Origin of the sequence: Kamptonema sp. PCC 6506 (assembly GCF_000180455.1) — a bacterium.
Classification (GTDB): domain Bacteria; phylum Cyanobacteriota; class Cyanobacteriia; order Cyanobacteriales; family Microcoleaceae; genus Kamptonema; species Kamptonema formosum.
The window spans coordinates 1-2616 of sequence record NZ_CACA01000260.1 but is presented as its reverse complement, the minus strand read 5'-3'; the positions used below and the strand labels follow the sequence as shown (position 1 = coordinate 2616).

Annotated in this window: 3 protein-coding genes; 1 reads left to right on the top strand and 2 read right to left on the bottom strand. The window is 43.1% G+C overall.

Going from position 1 to position 2616, the window contains the following annotated elements:
* Window positions 1-308: Hpt domain-containing protein (locus OSCI_RS13300; protein ID WP_039962279.1), on the top strand; the 308-nt coding region annotated here is incomplete at its 5' end.
* A 372-nt stretch (window positions 309-680) separates the two neighbouring features.
* On the opposite strand, the gene OSCI_RS13295 is transcribed toward OSCI_RS13300, so the two are convergent.
* Both OSCI_RS13295 and OSCI_RS13290 read right to left on the bottom strand, forming a co-directional pair.
* Window positions 681-1046 carry a PEP-CTERM sorting domain-containing protein gene (locus OSCI_RS13295; RefSeq protein WP_007355491.1) on the bottom strand — a complete coding sequence of 122 codons (366 nt, stop codon included), beginning with the start codon at window positions 1044-1046 and terminating at the stop codon, window positions 681-683.
* Window positions 1047-1329: 283 nt separating this feature from the next.
* Window positions 1330-2517: an LL-diaminopimelate aminotransferase gene (locus tag OSCI_RS13290; RefSeq protein WP_007355490.1), complete on the bottom strand. Its 1188-nt coding sequence runs from the start codon at window positions 2515-2517 to the stop codon at window positions 1330-1332.
* Between the last annotated feature and the right edge of the window lie 99 nt (window positions 2518-2616).

Below are 2616 nucleotides of genomic sequence, written 5' to 3'. Positions count from 1 at the left end.
TCGATGAGGTGATTGATATTTACCTAGAAACTGCTCCCAAATTACTAGAAGATATAGGGATCTCTTTAGCGTCGGCAGATATATTGGCTCTGCGGCCAGCGGCCCATTCTTTAAAGTCAATTAGTGGTACTCTTGGTGCTTTAATTCTATATGAACTTTGCCAGCAACTTGAAACAATGGCCAGGGTTAGTATTAATGAGGGTAAGCCTTTACCGCTAGAGTCAGTTGCGATTTTTCAGCAGATTGAGGCTGAGTATGAAAGAGTAAAGGAGGCTTTGCAAATGGAAAAGCAGCATTCTGAACTTTAGAGGCAGGAGGTTGGTTATATGAAGTTCACTCAACAATGCAGATTGTATCAATAATATGATTTACAGCAATTCCGGTTAAATACTTGTCATTGCGAGCCAAGCGCAGCGCTTGACGCGCTGCGCTTGGCTCGCAATGACAGATTGTAAGTAATTTGCCGGACATGATATTACGCAGGTCGTCCTAGAAACCGGGTTTTTGAGAGAATCTGTGGGTAAAGGCGAAGTATTTTCGTCAAAAAACCCGGTTTCTTTGGTTGGATGCGTAAGTCCTGAATAATTTGGAGAAATAGATTGCTAATATAGTTGGGTGCGTAAGTCCTGAATAATTTGGAGAATAATTTGAAGAAATAGATTACTAATATAAATTACCAATTAAGCTTTTCTTAGTGACTTACGCTTAAATGCAAAAAGCGCACTAAAACCAATTAAACCTACAAGTGTAGAGGGTTCCGGTATAGATACTGTACTTGCGGTCGCATCACTCGGAGTGTTCTGTGTCCAGGTGGAATTCGGCCGATCGCTCGTTGGACGGCGATCCGAGTAGTTAATACTAAAGTTATAAGTAGAAGTATCACTAAGTGTATTATCCTGCTGGACGCTTGCCTGTGCTAATTCAAAGCTTACTGGAGTTTGCTCCTGCTTGTTCGCTTCAAAAGCCTTGGCTGGATAGCTTACGATCGCACTCGCGCCGACAAACAGCGTAGTGCTCAGTAAAAGCCATCTGATAGTCTTGTACATGGTGTTTGCCTCTACACTTTTGACCGTACAATTGTTAAACCATGAATTAGTCGAGGGGTTAACCTCGTTCCAGAGAATTTTTCGATCCGATCTGTCTCCAAAAACAGTTTTCCATCTCACCCAAAATCCTAAATTGTATTTAGTAAGATTTTTCCCCTGCTATTTTCTCTTCTAACCCCATCTAATTTTATAAAATCTAGAGGCTAGATTTTATGAAGATATGGTGTGATTTCCCCTAAAATTAAGTAAAGCTTTGCTAAAGTTCAAGACTGACTTTTTAATCTCAGCACCCTCTTAGGAATTTGCCCACTTTAGCTGCGGCTAACTCCAAAACTGGTGGCGGCTCTACTAGGGCAAATCTAACATAGCCTTCTCCAGCTTTGCCAAAACCTGCACCAGGTGAAACTGCTACTCCTGTTTTTTGTACTAATTCCATACAAAATTTTACAGAATCTTGATTCCAAGGCTCAGGTAATTTAGCCCATACATACATAGTAGCAGCAGGCTGAGGCACTTGCCAACCGATGCTATGCAGTGCTCCGACAAAGGCATCCCGCCGCTGCCGAAAGGTTTCAACTGTCGCGGTCACGCTGTCTTGAGGGCCAGTTAATGCTGCGATCGCGCCGTTCAAAATTCCTCGATACTGGTTAAAGTCAATGGCGGCTTTCACCTTTCGCAGGGCCTCTATTAATTGAGCATTCCCGATCGCATATCCGACTCGAAACCCCCCCATGTTGTAGGATTTGGAAAGGGTAAAAAACTCAATAGACACGCTTTTTTCGGGGTCAGCTTGTAAAAGGGAAGGGGCGGTGTCGCAACGGGATAACTCCCCTGAAAATACTAAATCTACATAAGGGAAGTCGTGAACTAAAACCAGGTCATGTTCCTGACAAAAGGCAACGGCTTTTTGAAAGAAAGAGAGAGGCGCGATCGCGGTTGTAGGATTATGAGGGTAGCTCAAAACCATCATCCTTGACTGAGTAAGTACAGCAGCAGGAATTTCTTCAAACACAGGTAAAAACTGATTTTCTGCCCGCAGCGGCATCGGATAAATCTGACCAGAAGCCAAGTAAACGCCTCCTGCGTGAGAAGGATACCCCGGATCTAGCAACAAAGCAAAATCTCCGGGATTAAGCACTGCTAAAGGCAAATGAGCTGTGCCTTCTTGGGAACCAATTAAAGGCAAAACTTCAGTTTCCGGGTCAACTTGAATGCCGAATTTCTGGGCGTACCAATTCGCCGCCGCTTCTCGAAAAGCTTTAGTACCGTTAAAAAGTAAATAGCCATGAGTGCTGCTATCAGATAAAGACTGTGCGATCGCATCTATGACATTCTGCGCCGTTGGCAAATCAGAAGAACCCAGAGACAGATCGATCGTTTTCTGTCCCGCCGCCCTAGCTAAGGCCTTAGCTCGATCCATATCAGCAAATACATTCGATTTTAGGGGTTCTAAACGTTTCGCCAACTGCATAATATTAATTGTTAGTTGTTAGTTGTTAGTTGTTAGTTGTTAGTTGTTAGTTGTTAGTTGTTAGTTGTTAGTTGTTAGTTGTTAGTTGTTAGTTGTTAG